The sequence below is a fragment of the Gordonia alkaliphila genome, assembly GCF_039542465.1.
GTDB classification, from domain to species: Bacteria; Actinomycetota; Actinomycetes; order Mycobacteriales; family Mycobacteriaceae; genus Gordonia; species Gordonia alkaliphila.
Genome location: NZ_BAABIE010000010.1, coordinates 1 through 15,120 on the forward strand (window position 1 = coordinate 1; position 15,120 = coordinate 15,120).

Here is a 15,120-nt window from a genome sequence, read left to right on the forward strand (position 1 = left end):
AAAAACACACACCCAACAACACCACACGACTAAATACATCGTGCGAACTTCATTGAGCAGAGTCTGTCACCCTGGCCGGCTCCCTCTCGGGCGCCCTGCTCGCTGGCAACTCCGATAAAGTTACACAGGCCGTTCGTGGAACACAAATCAGCTGGTCAGGACCACTTCGGCGGCCTGCTGGGCGATCGCCAATTCTTCGTTGGTCGGCACCACCAGGACGGCGATCGGCGAATCGTCGGTCGAGATGCGGCGGCTGACCCGAGAACGTTCGACATTGCGCTCCGAATCCAGCACGATGCCGAAGTTCTCCAGGCCGGCCAGGGCGTCGGCGCGCACCGCGGCGGCGTTCTCCCCCACCCCGGCGGTGAACACGACGGCGTCCACCCGGCCGAGGTCGATCATGTAGGCACCGAGGTAGTGGCGCAGGCGGTGCACGTAGACGTCGTACGCCAGCTTCGCGGCCGCGTCGCCAGCGTCGATGCGTTCCAAGATCGCGCGGAAGTCGTTCTCCCCGCACAGCCCTTTGAGCCCGCCGTGCTTGTTGTAGATCCGGTCGACGTCGTCCACCGACATCCCGCCCACCCGCGCGAGGTGGAAGGCGATGCCCGGGTCGATGTCGCCGACGCGGGTGCCCATCACCAGGCCCTCGAGCGGGGTGAGGCCCATGGAGGTGTCGACCGGTCGGCCGCCGCGGATCGCCGACGCCGACGCGCCGTTGCCCAGGTGGAGAACGATCTGGTTGACCTCGTCGTTGCGCCGACCCAGGAAACGCGCAGCGCAGCGCGACACGTACTGGTGGCTGGTGCCGTGGAAGCCGTACCGGCGGATGCCGTATTCGGCGGCGACCTCGGTGTCTATCGCGTAAGTGGCGGCGGCCGCGGGGAGGTCGTAGAAGAACGCGGTGTCGAAGATGCCGACGGCGGGCACGTCCGGCAGCAGTTCGCTGACCGCCTCGACTCCGCGCAGGGTGGGCGGATTGTGCAGCGGCGCCAGCGGGGAGAGTCGCTCGATGGTGGCGATCACCGCGTCGTCGATCACGATCGGCGAATGGAACTCTGTGCCGCCGTGCACCAGGCGATGGCCGACCGCGGTGAGACCGGCGTCGGCCAGATGGATCCCGTCCGCACGGAACAGCTCGACCACTTCGGCGATGGCCGTCCGGTGGTCGGGCAGCGCCACCTCGAGGATCCGCTCCCGGTTGCCGACCATGTGCGTGATGGAGGAGCCGACGGGTTCCCCGATCCGCTCGGCCAGGCCGTTCGCGTACACCTGCGCGGATGCCGGATCCACCAGCTGGTATTTCAGCGACGACGAGCCGGCGTTGATCACCAGCACCGCGCCCGGCGTGATGGTGTCGGCGATCGACTCGGTCATGTCAGCCCTTCTTCAGGTTCTGTGCCTGGATCGCGGTGATGGCGACCGTGTTGACGATGTCGGAGACGAGAGCGCCCCGCGACAAGTCGTTCATCGGCTTGTTCAGACCCTGCAGCACCGGACCGATCGCGATGGCGCCGGCACTGCGCTGCACGGCCTTGTAGGTGTTGTTACCCGTGTTGAGGTCCGGGAAGATCAGGACCGTGGCCTGACCGGCGACCGGCGAGTCGGGCATCTTGGTGACGGCGACGGACCGGTCGATGGCGGCGTCGTACTGGATCGGCCCCTCCACCAGGATCTCCGGTGCGCGCTCCCGCACCAGTTCGGTGGCCGCGCGGACCTTGTCCACGTCGGCGCCGGTCCCGGAGCCGCCCGTCGAGTAGCTGAGCATGGCCACCCGCGGATCGATGCCGAACGCCGCGGCGGTGGCCGCCGACGAGATCGCGATGTCGGCGAGCTCGGTGGACGTCGGATCCGGCACGATGGCGCAGTCACCGTAGGCGAGGACCTTGTCGGCCAGGCACATGAAGAAGACGCTCGACACGGTCGAGACCCCGGGCTGGGTCTTGATGATCTCGAAGGCCGGGCGGATGGTCTGCGCGGTGGTGTGCACCGCGCCGGAGACCATGCCGTCGACCATGCCGGTGTGCAGCATCATGGTGCCGAAGTACGACTCGTCGCGCACCACCTCTTGGGCGCGATCGAGGGTCATGCCCTTGTGCTTTCGCAGCTCGGTGTAGATCGCGGCGAACTCGTCGACCAGCTCGCTGGTGCGCGGATCCAGAATGTCGACGTCGGTCAGATCGATGCCGAGCTCCTCCGCGCGACGACGCACCGCGTCCTCCTGCCCGAGCAGGGTCAGGCGCGCCACGCCGCGACGCAGCAGCCGACCGGCCGCCCGCAGGATCCGGTCGTCGTCGCCCTCCGGAAGCACGATGTGCTGCCGGTCAGACTTCGCCTGCGACAGCAGCATGTACTCGAACATCTGCGGCGTCATCACCTCGGACGCGTGCAACTGCAGATCCGCGAACAGGCCGTCGGCCGGCATGTGCCGCTCCATCAACCCGAGCGCGGCGTCGATCTTGCGCACCGAACCCACCCCGATGCGGCCGCGCGTGGTGGAGCAGATCCGCGCGGTCTCGTAGGTGCCGTGCTCACACTGCAGGATCGGCAGCGTGGGCCGCAGGCCGCGGACCAATGCGTCGATCATCGGGTGCGGCTTGAGGCCGCCGTTCAAGATGATGCCGGCCAGGCGCGGGAAACCCTGCGCCGCATTCGCGTTCACCAACGACAGCAACACGTCCGAACGGTCGGCCGGCGCGATGACGGCCATCGACTCGCTGAGCCGCTCCAGAATGTGCTCGACGGTCATGCCGCCGACCATCACGTCGATCGCCTCGCGGTCGAGCAGTTCCTCGTCGCCGCTGAACAGTTCCGCGTCCAGCGCCGTGGCCAGCTCGGCCATGGTCGGCGCGAACAGCAGCGGCTCTTCCGGCAGCGCCCACGCACGGTATCCGCCCTCGGCGATGGCGTCGACGATCTCCGGGAGCCGGTGCCGATCGCACCGGTTGGCCACCACGCCGGCCACGGCCGCGTGGGCCTGCCGGATGTCCCCGACCAGCAGCTCCACCAGGCCGCGGACCTCGGCGGGCTCGCGATCGAGCGCCTTCACCACCAGCAGGATCGGGGCGGCCAGGTTGGCCGCGATCCGCGCGTTGTAACTGAGCTCGGACGGCGAGGCGACGTCGGTGTAGTCCGACCCCAGGATCAACACGTTGTCGCACTGCGCGGCGACCGCGTGGTAACGCGTCACGATCTCGGCGATCGCGGCGTCCGGGTCCGCGTGCACGTCGTCGTAGGTCACGCCGAGGCAGTCCTCGTACGGCACGTCGACCGACGTGTACTCGATGAGCAGATCGACGATCTCGTCGCGCTCGCCCGCCGCGGAACGCGCGATGGGCCGGAAGAGTCCGACGCGACCGCCGGTCGCCGCCAGTTGGACCAGCACGCCCAGCGCGACCGTCGATTTGCCGGTGTCCCCTTCGGCCGAGGCGACGTAGATGCCGCTCGCGGACTCGATCCCGTTACCAGTCATGGATGTCAGCGTATCGTCGCCGCGTCGGGATTCTGCACGACAGCCCGAGCCGTGAGATCGGCGATCTGATCGTCGGTCAGATGTCCGTCCGGAACCAGCATGCAGGAGTAGGCGACCCGGATCATGAGTTCCACGGCACCCCGCGGATCCGGGTAGAGAAGTGCGGCTTCGTCGTCGCGGATCTCCGGCAGCGTGGCGTCCACGATCAGGTCGATCAACGTGGGCTCGTTGGAGCCGCGGGTCGGGATCAGGGCACGGACGATCTCCTCCGGTTCCCGGGTCAGCACGTACTGGAGCGCGGCGTGCTCGCGGATGTATCGCAGCGACTCCACCGCCCGCAGGTGCACGCGTTTGGCGATATCGGGCTCGTCGGCACCCCACTCGCCCATCTTGTCGGCGATAAGACCCAACTCATGCTGCAGGATGGCCGAGACCAGCGCGTCCCGCCCACCGAACATGCGGTAGGCCGTGGCCCGCGCGACACCGGCATGCCGAGCCACCGAGGTCAGGCTCAGCGCTTTGGCGCCGAAGCTGGAGATCAGGCCGACGCCGACTTCGACGAGACGATCGCGATCCATGACCTAACGTTCGTCGTCGATCACGTGCATGGCGGCCTCTTCGGCCGACGCACCCGCCCCGTCGATACCCGCGTCGCTGGCCAGCAGCTGGGCGTCCACGTCGGCCTCGGTGCCCAGATCGGGCGCCACCAGGCGACCCGCGCGATGGCGACCGACCTCGGCGTTCGACGGGAAGTCCGGGTCGCGACCGGAATCAGCGTCGACGAAGACGTCCGGCTCCTCGTCGGAGAGGCGCTCATCCAGCGTCTCGTGCTCGGGGTGTTCGGCGGGCCGACGATCCGGCGGCGAGTAGCCGCGGTCCAGCACGTCCTCGAGTTCCTTGTTCTCCAAGGTCTCCTCGGGCTGCAGCTGGTCGCTCTGATAGTCCTCGTTCGCGTCGACCAAGTCGTCGGGATCACTCATGCCTCGAGCCTATCGCCCGATCACTCCCGGCGCGCGCTCACCGCCGCCACGATTCGTAGGCCCGCGGATCTTCGATCGGTTCCAGATGCACCGTCACCACGAGCTCGTCCAGGGCCGCACGCAAGGCCGTCTCCACTTCTTCGATCGCGTCGTGCCCGCGCTGGACCGACCACCCGCCGGGGACCAGCATGTGCAGCTGTAGGAACCGGAGGTGGCCGGATTCACGCGTGCGGATGTCGTGGAAGTCGACGGTCTCGGGACCCACCTCGGCGCGGTAGCGCTCGAGCACGTCCTCGATCACCGCGAGATCCTCGTCGTCGAGCGCGGAATCCATCAGACCGGCCGTCGACCGTTTGATCAGGAGGTAACCGACCACCAGGATGTTGATCGCGACCCCGATGGCGATGATCGGGTCCAGCGGCAGCCAGCCGGTGAGCGCCACCAGTGCCACGCCGATCACGACGCCGGCCGTGGTCCAGACGTCGGTGAGCAGGTGTCGGCCGTCGGCCTCCAGCGTGATGGATCGGTGCCGTCGGCCGGCGCGGATCAGCAGCCACGCGACCACCCCGTTGACCACCGAGGCGATCACCGAGACAGCCAGACCGATGCCGACCGATTCGAGCTCGCGAGGATTGAGCAGACGGTCGACGGCGGTGTAGATGATGACGCCCGCGGCCACCACGATCATGACGCCCTCGATGACCGCCGAGAAGTACTCGCTCTTGGAGTGTCCGAAGTTGTGGTCGTCGTCGGCCGGGCGCGCGGCCACCCGCAGGGCGATGAATGCGACGACCGCCGCGACCAGGTTCACCACCGACTCGGCGGCGTCGGACAGCAGGCCCACCGAGCCGGTGATCAGCCAGGCCGAGGACTTCAGCGCGATGGTGACGAGCGCCGCCGCGATGCTCAGCAGCGCCCAGCGGCTGAGATCTCTGTTGTGCGTGGCGTCCATGCCGCTCATCCTTCCATCCCCGCCCGCCCGGGAACCCGACCGTTCTCGGAATCCCGCATTCTTCGGACACCCCGCCCCGAAATCCCCCCAATCCCCGAAACCTTTGCCCGGGTTCGTCTCAGATTCGGCCGACCCGGCCCACCGCCGCGTCCGGCCGGGCATGGTGGAGTCATGCTCGACGAGCTGGAAGCCGAAGCCCGATCACGGTTCGAGGCCGGTGAGTACGACCACGCGCTCGCGGAGTTCTCCGTCCTCCGCGAAGTCCGCGCGCGCCGCGAAGGCCCGTACTCGGTGCCGTATCTGCGTGCGCTGCACGCGAGCGTCCGGTGCATGCGCTTCCTGCAGCTCTGGCAGGACACCGACCTGCTGTGCCAGGAACTGCACGGCAAGTACGTGCGCACGCACGGCCGAGGCGAAGCCGACACCGTGGACGTCGCCAAGCACTGGGCGTGGGCGCTGCTGCACCTCGACGCGGTGAACGCGGCCGTGGCCCTCTACGTCCGCACCGCGGATGCGCTCTGGGACTGCGACCGACCCACCGCCCGTCGTCTGCTCGGCGCCGCCGCCGTGCACGCCGGGAGCACCGTCGATCCGCTGGACGGCCTCACCCTGGTGCACACCACCGAACTCGCGGCGTCGTTCACCAACCTGCGCCGGTTGCTGCCGAACGACTCCGGCGCCGCTCCGTCGAGTGATTTCGACGGTGCGACGCCGGGTCGGTATCCGGATCGGGGCGCGGTCAGTCGATGACCTGTCCCGGCGCAGGAGCGACGGGGACCTTGCGCGGCAGGGAGACCAACGTGACGATGCTGACCACGATCAGCATCAGGCCGAGCAGCCACGCCAGCGTGGTCAGGGTGGCGCCGGGCGCCAGGAAGAGCATGGCGATACCGGCGATCACCGAGATCACGCCGCCGACGATGACCAGCCAGCGCGGTGCCACCGCGACGTCGGCGCGGGCGCCGAACATGTCCTGGAAGCCGCCGAAGATCCAGCCGATGCCGATGAATACCGCCAGCATCCACCAGGCGTCCGCCGGGCTGATGATCGCGATGACGCCGCAGAACACCATGGCCAAGCCCAGGATCAGCATCAGAATGCGCAACCCGAAGGTGAGACCCACCGAGGCGAACGAGTAGAACAGGCGGAACAGTCCGGCCACCACCAGCGAGATGCCGAACAGCAAGCCGGCGACGAAGACGGTGATGCCCGGCCACACCATCATCAGCACACCGAGGACGATGCCGACCACGGCCGAGAACAGCAGGCCCGAGCGGATGGCGTTGACAGCCTCGGGAGGCACGGCGGGCGCAGCGGGGTGGACTTCAGGAGTGACCATAGGCACAGCGTAACCTCTCGGTATGGCTGAACCCGCTTTTTTCACTCGCGACAACACGGGTCGCTTTGTTCCCACGTCTATGGCCTACAGCCTGTGGGGGCCCGATGCGCTCAACGGTCCGGCCGTCTGCGCGATCGCCGCCTACGCGGTGGAGACCGAACATCGTCGCGAGGGCTGGCGCCCGGCCCGCTTCACCATCGAACTGTTCAAGAGCGCCCGTCGCCTGCCGACCGTCGTCCGCACGTCGGTGGAGCGCTCCGGCGGCCGCATCCTGGTGGCCGGCTTCGAGGTGATCCAGCACGACGACGCCGCCGAGGCCAAGATCCTCGTCGCCAAGGGCGTGACCGTGTTCCTCGTCGAGAGCGTCGACCCGCCGGGCGGTCGCTGGACGCGCCCGGAGGCCGAGCGCACCTTCTTCCCTCCGGACGTTTCGGACGACGACGCCGATCCCCGGTTCGGCGTCGGGCCGGACGGCTGGACCACGAGCATGGCCGGCCAGCAGGAGGCGCACCGCCATCGCCTGTGGTCCAAGGCCCTGCCGCTGGTGGACGGCGTCGAACTCACCCCGTTCCAGCGCGCCGTGATCACCGCGGAATCGACCAGCCTGATGACCAACTGGGGCGAAGGCGGCATCGGTTTCATCAACTGCGACCTCACCGTGGCCCTGGCCCGACTGCCCGAGGGCGTGCGCGTCGGAGTGGAAGCCGACACCCATCTCTCGTCCGACGGCATCTCCGTCGGCACCGCGACGCTGTTCGACCGGCACGGCGCGATCGGCACCGGCACGGTGACGGCCGTGGAGAACGCCCGCGCGATGATCGACTTCGCGAAGACGCCCCGCGCGCACCTCTGGTCGTCGTAGGCCGCCCCGCACCCGAGGACCCCGCACCTGGGGGATCCCGCATCTGGGGATCCCGGCAGGCGGTTACGCCGTCGGCGCGGGGCTCACCGGTCCGGTCGGGCTGGGCGGCGCGGCGGAGTCCGGCGGCGACACCGGGTCCGTCGAGGCCCCGGCCTCCGGCAGCGAGACCAGGTCCGGCACCCGTTCCGGATGCGGCATCGGCGCGGGACCGTCGAGTACGGCCTGCTCCACCGCTTCGACGCGCTCGGCCTCTTCCCGGGCGGCCCGTCGGCGGTTGCGCGGCTGAATCCACTTGTTGTCGATCAACGCCACCGTGCCGACCACGAGTGCGGCCAGCAGCCAGCCGAGCAGGATGTCGAAGAAGTAGTGCTCGGCCGTGTACATCAGCGCGAACGCCATGACCAGCGCGTACCCCATGAACATCGTTCGACCGAGCGCCTTGGTCCGCGGCCACATGAACAGCGCCAGCATCATGGTCAGGCCGGCGTGCAGCGACGGGATCGCGGCCACCAGGTTCGACTGTCCCTGACCGCCCTTGATCAGCTTGCTCGCCGCTTCCACGCGAATCACGTGCCAACCGCGCGTGGAGATCCGCTCGACATACGGCGCGGCACCCTCGTGCACCGGTTCCACCTGCCCCAGCAGGTTGTCCGCGACCGGGCCCTCGGGCAGGTACATGCAGTCCGGATCGTGCGGGTAGTCGGCCACGTCGGCCGCGGTGCACTTGGCCGCCGCCCACGGCGGTGCCGCCGGCACCAGCGTGTAGCCGATCAGGCCGACGAAACTCGTCGCGATGAAACAGGCGGCGAAGCGACGCCACGTCGCCCGATTGCGCACCCACAGCACCGCCGCGGTCGCGTACGGGACGATGAAGTACGACATGTAGACGACGCTGACGATCACCTCCCACCAGGGCGGTTCGGCGAACTTGATGTGCGACTGCAGCCACACGGTGGGGTTGACGCCGAAGAGCCAGTTGTCGGCGTCGACCGCCAGCTTCCAATGCGTCGGCATGTCCAGCCAGACGGCGATGTTGCGCGTCCAGTCGTACAGCATCAGGATCAGCACGAAGGGCAGCCAGTCGATGATCACCGTGATGGCGCGCCGTCGTCCGACGGTGGCCGCCGCCATGCCGAAGGCCAAGTAGAGGATTAGTCGGGTGCGGTCGAAGGCGATGCCGTTGATGGCGATCTCGAAACCGAGGGCCACGGCCCACACCAGTAGCAGGGAACGACGCACCCACTTGAGGTCGCGTCCCGACTCGACGACCACCTCCACGGGCGCCTCGGCGGGCGCCTCCGGGTCAGTCTGACGGTGATCGTCAGGTTCGGTCTCACCGGTCGGCGACGCCGAACTGTTCACACTCACGTCAACTGCTCCTACGCATACGGCAACCGGGTCAGACTACAGCCCCTCCGGAAACCGGCAGCCCCGCCGACGGCGCGGCGGGCTCGCCTATCGTGGTGTTCATGCGACTCGGAGCCCACCTGCGCCAGGACGAGAACCCGATCACCACCGCCGAGGAACTCGGCATCGATGTCTTCCAGATGTTCGTCACCGATCCACAGAAGTGGAACCAGCCACAACCGCATCCGCACGCGGCCCAGATCCGGGATTCACCGATCGACGTCGTGGTGCATTCCAGCTACCAGATCAACGTCGCCAGCCTGAACAACCGCCTCCGCATGCCGTCCCGCAAGGCCGTCGAGCAGCAGGCCGCGGCGGCGGCCGAGCTGGGCGCCATCGGACTGGTGGTGCACGGCGGACATCTGCGCGACGGCGAGGACGCCGCCGAAGGCTTCGACAACTGGCGCAAGCTCTTCGAACGCCAGCAGGACAAGGGCGGCTTCGGGGTGCCGATCCTGATCGAGAACACCGCGGGCGGCGATCACGCGATGGCCCGCACGCTCGAGTCGATCGAACGACTCTGGGATGCGGTCGGCGACTTCGACCAGGCCGGTTTCTGCCTGGACACCTGCCACGCCTGGGCCGGCGGCGAAGAGCTCGTCGGCCTCGTGGAGCGGATCAAGGCGATCACCGGCCGCATCGACCTGGTGCACCTGAACAACTCCCGCGACGAGTTCGACTCCGGGCGCGACCGGCACGCGAACCTGGAGTCGGGCCACATCGCTCCGGACGTGCTGGCCGAACTGATGGCGCAAGCGAACGCCCCGACGATCCTGGAGACGCCCGCCGAGGGCATTCCGGCCGATCTAGCGTATTTGCGGGAGCTCTAAGCCCCCCACCTTCCGCTTGCAATTGTAAGCACGCCCACAGCTGTTTCCGGTTGTCCACCACTGGAACGTTGGGTAGTCTGTCAAGAGTTACCGGCAAGTAACTTGTCCGGTCAGCCCTCCTTGACGTACTTGAGATTGGAAGACCATGGGCCACTACAAGTCCAACCTTCGCGACCTGCACTTCAACCTCTTCGAGATGTACCAGCTCGACCAGGTGCTGGAGTCCGGCGAGTTCGGCGACCTCGACCACGAGACCGCCGTCGACATGCTGCGCGAGGTCCGCACCCTCGCCGAAGGCCCGATCGCCGATTCCTTCGCCGACGCGGACCGCAACCCGCCCGTGTTCGACCCGGCCGACCACTCGGTGACCATCCCGGAGAGCTTCAAGAAGTCGTACAACGCCTTCATCGAGGCCGGCTGGGACAAGGTCGGCGTCGACGAGGAGCTCGGCGGCCTGCCCGCTCCGCGTTCGCTGTACTGGGCCCTCGGCGAGATGATCCTGGGCGCCAATCCGCCCGTGTTCATGTACGCGGCCGGCGCCGGGTTCTCGAACATCTTCTACGACAACGGCACCGATGAGCAGAAGAAGTGGGCTGCCATCTGCTCCGAGCGCGGCTGGGGCGCCACCATGGTCCTCACCGAGCCGGATGCCGGCTCCGACGTGGGCGCAGGCACCACCAAGGCCATCAAACAGGAAGACGGCACCTGGCACATCGAGGGCGTGAAGCGCTTCATCACCTCGGCCGACCAGGACATGACCGAGAACATCTTCCACCTCGTGCTCGCTCGCCCCGAGGGCGCGGGCCCGGGCACCAAGGGCCTGTCGCTGTTCTTCGTTCCGAAGTTCCACTTCGACCACGAGACCGGCGAACTCGGCGACCGCAACGGCGCCTTCGTCACCAACGTCGAGCACAAGATGGGCATCAAGGCCTCCAGCACCTGCGAGGTCACCTTCGGCCAGCACGGCGTCCCGGCCAAGGGCTGGCTCGTCGGCGAGACCCACTCGGGCATTGCCCAGATGTTCGACGTCATCGAGCACGCTCGCATGATGGTCGGCACCAAGGCCATCGCCACCCTGTCGACCGGCTACCTCAACGCGCTCGACTACGCCAAGCAGCGCGTCCAGGGCGCCGACCTGACGCAGATGACCGACAAGGCCGCGCCGCGCGTCACCATCACCCACCACCCGGACGTACGTCGCGCCCTGCTGACCCAGAAGGCGTACGCCGAGGGCCTGCGCGCCGTGTACCTGTACACCGCATCGCACCAGGACGCCGTCGCCGCGAACATCGTCTCCGGCGCCGACGCCGAGATGGCGCACAAGGTCAACGACCTGCTGCTCCCGATCGTCAAGGGTGTCGGCTCCGAGCGCGCCTACGAGAAGCTCACCGAGTCGCTGCAGACCCTGGGCGGTTCCGGCTTCCTGCAGGACTACCCGATCGAGCAGTACATCCGCGACTCGAAGATCGACTCGCTGTACGAGGGCACCACCGCCATCCAGGCGCAGGACTTCTTCTTCCGCAAGATCATCCGCGACAAGGGCCAGGCACTGGGCCACGTCGCCGGTCAGGTCAACGCGACCATCGAGGCCGCGGCCGACGAGCGCCTGGCCGCCGAGTACGCGCTGCTGAAGACCGCTCTGGAAGACGTGCAGGGCATGGCCGCCGCGCTCACCGGCTTCCTGATGTCCGCGCAGGAGGACCCGAAGCAGCTGTACAAGGTCGGCACCGGTTCGGTCCGCTTCCTGATGGCTGTCGGCGACCTGGTTGTCGGCTGGCTACTGCTGCGTCAGGCCGAGGTGGCCCTGAAGGCCCTCGACGCCGGCGCCGAGGGCGACAACAAGCCGTTCTACGAGGGCAAGGTCGCCACCGCCACCTTCTTCGCCAAGAACATGCTGCCGCTGCTGACCGCCATCCGCGGCACCGTGGAAAACGTCGACAATGATCTGATGGAACTCGACGAAGCCGCCTTCTAAGAAATTCAGGCAACTGACGAGGAAGACAGCTCACCGAGGGATCTGATGGAACTCGACGAAGCCGCCTTCTAAGAAATTCAGGCAACTGACGAGGAAGACAGCTCGCCGAGGGATCTGATGGAACTCGACGAAGCCGCCTTCTAAGAAATTCAGGCAACTGACGAGGAAGACAGCTCGCCGAGGGATCTGATGGAACTCGACGAAGCCGCCTTCTGACCTGCTCCTCGTCCTTCGACGAGCTCAGGATCGGCACACGATGAACCCCGCCGGACAACCGGCGGGGTTCATCGCATCTCCCACCGCGCGTCGGCGGGGTTCGCTGGCACCGGCGGGCCCACCGTGGTCATATTGACCACGGTGACCGCCTATATGGCAGCGAACTCTCCAGTAGGCCGTCGAGCCCGGGTGAGACGGCGGTTCGAGGCCGAACGCACGGCCTGAACGAGCGCTCAGCCGGTGGTCTACCCTCGCATCCATGACAGGAAATGAGGGCACCCGGGGACCCCGCCACATTCACCCGCAGCCCTGGTCGTTCCTCCTGCTCCTGGCCCTGCTGGCGCTGGCACTGGGCACGTCCGCGCTGCCGTCGCCGCTCTACCCGGTCTACGCCGAGCAGTGGGGCTTCGGACCGCTCACCACCACGTTGATCTTCGCCGTGTACGCCGTCGGCGCACTGACCGCCGCCATGACCGTGGGGCCGATCTCCGATGCAGTCGGCCGCAAACCGGTTCTGGTGACCTCGCTGGTGACGATCCTCGTGGGCCTGATGATCTTCCTGTTCGCCACGCAGCTGTGGGAACTCCTGCTGGCCCGACTGTTGCACGGCGCCGCGATCGGCGCCGTCATCGTGGTCTCCGGTGCCGCACTGCTCGACGTCCGCCCGTACGACGGCGCCCGCAACGGCGCGGTCAGCGGCGCGGCCCTCAACGCAGGCATCGCACTGACCGTGCTCGGCGCCGCCGCGGCCGCTCAGTGGTCGTCGATCCCACTGCGCCTGCCGTACGCGATCATGCTGGTGGTGGTGCTCGGGCTGCTCGCGGCGACCATCGCGCTGGTGGAGCCGCACACGGGCCGCACCGGCGCCAAGATCCGACTCAGCGCCCCGTCGGTGCCCGCGGAGATCCGCTCCGACTTCTGGTTCTCCGGAATCGGCATCCTGACCGCATGGTCGGTCCTCGGCGTCTTCCTCAGCCTGTACCCGGCACTCGCCCAACAGACCACCGGCCAGACATCGCTGATCTTCGTCGGCAGCGTCATCGCGGTGATGGCCGCGGCCGCCGCCGCGTCGCAGTTCGTCGGCGGCCGTTTCCCGCCGCGCGCCACCGCCATCGCCGGCGACATCGGCATGATCATCGCGCTCATCGGCGCGATCTTCGCCGTGCGCAGCGGCTCGATGACCGCCATCATCGTCGACTCGCTGTTCCTCGGCGCCGTGTTCGGGCTGGCCTTCGGCGGTTCACTGCGACACCTCAGCGAGGTGACCCCGGCCGATTCACGCGGCCGCGTGATGAGCGCGTACTACCTGCTCGGCTATCTCGCGATGGGCATCCCGACGGTCGTCGCCGGCACCGTGGCCTCCCGCTACGGGACGGCTGCGATCTTCCCCTGGTTCGCAGGCGCTGTCGCCGTCGCCTGCCTGGGCGCGGCCGTCCTCGGCGTGCTCGGCACCCGCAACGCTCCGCACGTCGAGAGCGAAGTGGAGCTGTAGCTCCCGGGATCCGCGAGGTGACCGACACCACACGACAAGTTAGCAGTCAACATGCTAACTTGTTAAGTGTCAGAGCGGATCACGGTCCGCCCTTCCAACACAGAGGAGCACCACCATGGCTGCACAGACCGCCGCGACCAAGACCGCCGCCACCCAGATCACCGACGCGATCGACGCTTCGACCAAGAAGGTCGAGGACGTCCAGGACGCGCTGCTGAACACCGCCAAGCAGGGCGCCCTCGCCTCGATCGACATCTACGAGAAGTCGGTCGGCACCGTCCTGGACCTCCAGAAGAAGCTCATCGTCACCACCGGCGTCGCGGCCATCGACGACGCCGTCGCTGCCCAGACCAAGCTGGTCGAGGACATCAACGCAGCCGGCGTCTCCGCGGCCCGCTCGGTCTTCGCGTAACAGCACCGAAACGCCGACAGCGCGAACCCGATCATCGGGTTCGCGCCGTCGGCGTTTCTGCGCGCTGGGGTCAGCCTTCTTCCTTCGGCGACCGCCGACGCCGGTTCGCGACGGTGACCTCGGTGAAGCTCTCGTACATCTCCTCCAGGGCGTCGCGCTGCGCGCGGGTCAGATCCGGGTCCCGACGGATCGCCGTGACCACCTCCGACTGCCCTTCCGGGTCCGACTTCCGCGTCGACGCCGCGAGCGCGTCGGCCGACAGGTGCAACTGATCGGCGATGGCGTCGAGCACGCGATCGCTGGGTTCGCGAAGGTTCCGCTCGATCTGCGATAGATACGGGTTCGAGATCCCGACCATCTCGGCGAGTTTGCGCATCGGCATCGCGGTCATCTCGCGCTGCGTCCTGATGAGCTCACCGAGCGACAGCGGCTGGAAGTCCCCATCCTTCATGCACTGATCGTAGCCAGGCACACCCGCCGAGACTCGCCCGCACCGAAGACTCCGGGCCGACTACGCGCCGTCGATCCCGAGGTCGACCAGCAATTCATCGGCAATGCGCTCCAGATCCGCACGGATCGTCGCGACGTCGGCGTCCGGCGGCACCAGGACGTCCAACTGCGCCTCGAAGAGCATCCCGCCGGCCATCGGAGCGTCGCGCGTGCCGGTGATCATCTTCTCGATGGTGACCCCGCTCGCGCTGAGCGCGGCGGACAACTCGTGCACGATGCCCGGGCGATCGTTGCCCAGCACTCCGATGGTGAGCGACGACCAGTCGCCTGCGCGCGCCACCGAAGCGCCCGCCGAATGCACGACGACCTCGAGCAGGCCCTCGAGGTTCGTGACGGCGTCGATGAGCTCCCCGGAGCGGTCCTGCGGCACCGCCACCACGACGATGCCCGCGAATTTTCCGGCCAGCTGAGCGAGCTGACTCCGCTCCCAGTTGCCCCCGTTGGCCGACACCGCGTCGGACAACGCCGAGACCAAGCCCGGACGGTCGTCGCCAATCACCGACATCACCAGATTTCGCATGAGCGAAGGGTATCCCGACCGGCCGCAGGTTCGTACGAGTCTGCGAATCCTGGCCTCGCGCAACGCTTTTCATCGTTCGCCATTAATCATCAAGAAAGCGATTAATAACGGACGAGTGCATTTCCCCGCGACAGCGTGCAAAGCTTACTTACGAGT

At 67.6% G+C, this 15,120-nt stretch carries 15 protein-coding genes; 6 read left to right on the forward strand and 9 right to left on the reverse strand.

Annotated elements, in window-relative coordinates; translation table 11 throughout:
- Nucleotides 1–147: 147 nt before the first annotated feature.
- From ABD989_RS11455 to ABD989_RS11475, 5 genes are read right to left on the reverse strand one after another with little or no spacing between them, the layout of a single operon-like run.
- The gene (locus tag ABD989_RS11455) at nt 148–1,374 is read right to left on the reverse strand and encodes an acetate kinase (protein WP_345313586.1); all 1,227 of its coding nucleotides are present in this window, start codon (nt 1,372–1,374) and stop codon (nt 148–150) included.
- Nucleotide 1,375: 1 nt separating this feature from the next.
- Nucleotides 1,376–3,469 carry a phosphate acetyltransferase gene (gene pta / locus ABD989_RS11460; RefSeq protein WP_345313587.1) on the reverse strand — a complete coding sequence of 698 codons (2,094 nt, stop codon included), beginning with the start codon at nt 3,467–3,469 and terminating at the stop codon, nt 1,376–1,378.
- A gap of 5 nt (nt 3,470–3,474) precedes the next feature.
- Nucleotides 3,475–4,047: a TetR/AcrR family transcriptional regulator gene (locus tag ABD989_RS11465; protein WP_246992692.1), complete on the reverse strand. Its 573-nt coding sequence runs from the start codon at nt 4,045–4,047 to the stop codon at nt 3,475–3,477.
- A 3-nt stretch (nt 4,048–4,050) separates the two neighbouring features.
- Nucleotides 4,051–4,449, reverse strand: coding sequence for a DUF5709 domain-containing protein (locus ABD989_RS11470; RefSeq protein ID WP_246992694.1), 399 nt, complete (start codon nt 4,447–4,449; stop codon nt 4,051–4,053).
- A gap of 37 nt (nt 4,450–4,486) precedes the next feature.
- Nucleotides 4,487–5,410, reverse strand: a complete 924-nt coding sequence (locus tag ABD989_RS11475; RefSeq protein ID WP_425556528.1) for a cation diffusion facilitator family transporter — start codon at nt 5,408–5,410, stop codon at nt 4,487–4,489.
- 162 nt (nt 5,411–5,572) lie between these two features.
- Between ABD989_RS11475 and ABD989_RS11480 the strand changes: the two genes are divergently transcribed.
- Nucleotides 5,573–6,151 carry a hypothetical protein gene (locus ABD989_RS11480; RefSeq protein ID WP_345313589.1) on the forward strand — a complete coding sequence of 193 codons (579 nt, stop codon included), beginning with the start codon at nt 5,573–5,575 and terminating at the stop codon, nt 6,149–6,151.
- Here ABD989_RS11480 and ABD989_RS11485 read toward each other — a convergent pair.
- Nucleotides 6,141–6,740: an HdeD family acid-resistance protein gene (locus ABD989_RS11485; protein ID WP_246992700.1), complete on the reverse strand. Its 600-nt coding sequence runs from the start codon at nt 6,738–6,740 to the stop codon at nt 6,141–6,143. The two genes, ABD989_RS11480 and ABD989_RS11485, sit on opposite strands and share 11 nt — an antisense overlap.
- A gap of 22 nt (nt 6,741–6,762) precedes the next feature.
- On the opposite strand from ABD989_RS11485, the gene ABD989_RS11490 reads away from it, so the two are divergent.
- Entirely contained in the window at nt 6,763–7,602 is an 840-nt protein-coding gene (locus ABD989_RS11490; protein ID WP_246992702.1) for a thioesterase family protein, read from the forward strand.
- A gap of 63 nt (nt 7,603–7,665) precedes the next feature.
- On the opposite strand, the gene ABD989_RS11495 is transcribed toward ABD989_RS11490, so the two are convergent.
- The gene (locus ABD989_RS11495) at nt 7,666–8,970 is read right to left on the reverse strand and encodes a phosphatase PAP2 family protein (RefSeq protein ID WP_246992704.1); all 1,305 of its coding nucleotides are present in this window, start codon (nt 8,968–8,970) and stop codon (nt 7,666–7,668) included.
- A 101-nt stretch (nt 8,971–9,071) separates the two neighbouring features.
- Between ABD989_RS11495 and ABD989_RS11500 the strand changes: the two genes are divergently transcribed.
- The 4 genes from ABD989_RS11500 to ABD989_RS11515 all read left to right on the forward strand — a co-directional run bounded on the left by ABD989_RS11500 (nt 9,072) and on the right by ABD989_RS11515 (nt 13,934).
- The gene (locus ABD989_RS11500) at nt 9,072–9,839 is read left to right on the forward strand and encodes a deoxyribonuclease IV (RefSeq protein WP_246992706.1); all 768 of its coding nucleotides are present in this window, start codon (nt 9,072–9,074) and stop codon (nt 9,837–9,839) included.
- Nucleotides 9,840–9,984: 145 nt separating this feature from the next.
- Nucleotides 9,985–11,814, forward strand: a complete 1,830-nt coding sequence (locus tag ABD989_RS11505; RefSeq protein ID WP_345313590.1) for an acyl-CoA dehydrogenase — start codon at nt 9,985–9,987, stop codon at nt 11,812–11,814.
- A 475-nt stretch (nt 11,815–12,289) separates the two neighbouring features.
- On the forward strand, nt 12,290–13,522 hold the full coding sequence (locus ABD989_RS11510; protein WP_345313591.1) for an MFS transporter: 1,233 nt from the start codon (nt 12,290–12,292) through the stop codon (nt 13,520–13,522).
- Nucleotides 13,523–13,637: 115 nt separating this feature from the next.
- On the forward strand, nt 13,638–13,934 hold the full coding sequence (locus ABD989_RS11515) for a hypothetical protein (RefSeq protein WP_246992712.1): 297 nt from the start codon (nt 13,638–13,640) through the stop codon (nt 13,932–13,934).
- A 70-nt stretch (nt 13,935–14,004) separates the two neighbouring features.
- On the opposite strand, the gene ABD989_RS11520 is transcribed toward ABD989_RS11515, so the two are convergent.
- Nucleotides 14,005–14,385 carry a helix-turn-helix domain-containing protein gene (locus ABD989_RS11520; protein ID WP_246992713.1) on the reverse strand — a complete coding sequence of 127 codons (381 nt, stop codon included), beginning with the start codon at nt 14,383–14,385 and terminating at the stop codon, nt 14,005–14,007.
- A 60-nt stretch (nt 14,386–14,445) separates the two neighbouring features.
- The gene (locus ABD989_RS11525; RefSeq protein ID WP_246992715.1) at nt 14,446–14,964 is read right to left on the reverse strand and encodes a glycine cleavage system transcriptional repressor; all 519 of its coding nucleotides are present in this window, start codon (nt 14,962–14,964) and stop codon (nt 14,446–14,448) included.
- Nucleotides 14,965–15,120 lie beyond the last annotated feature (156 nt).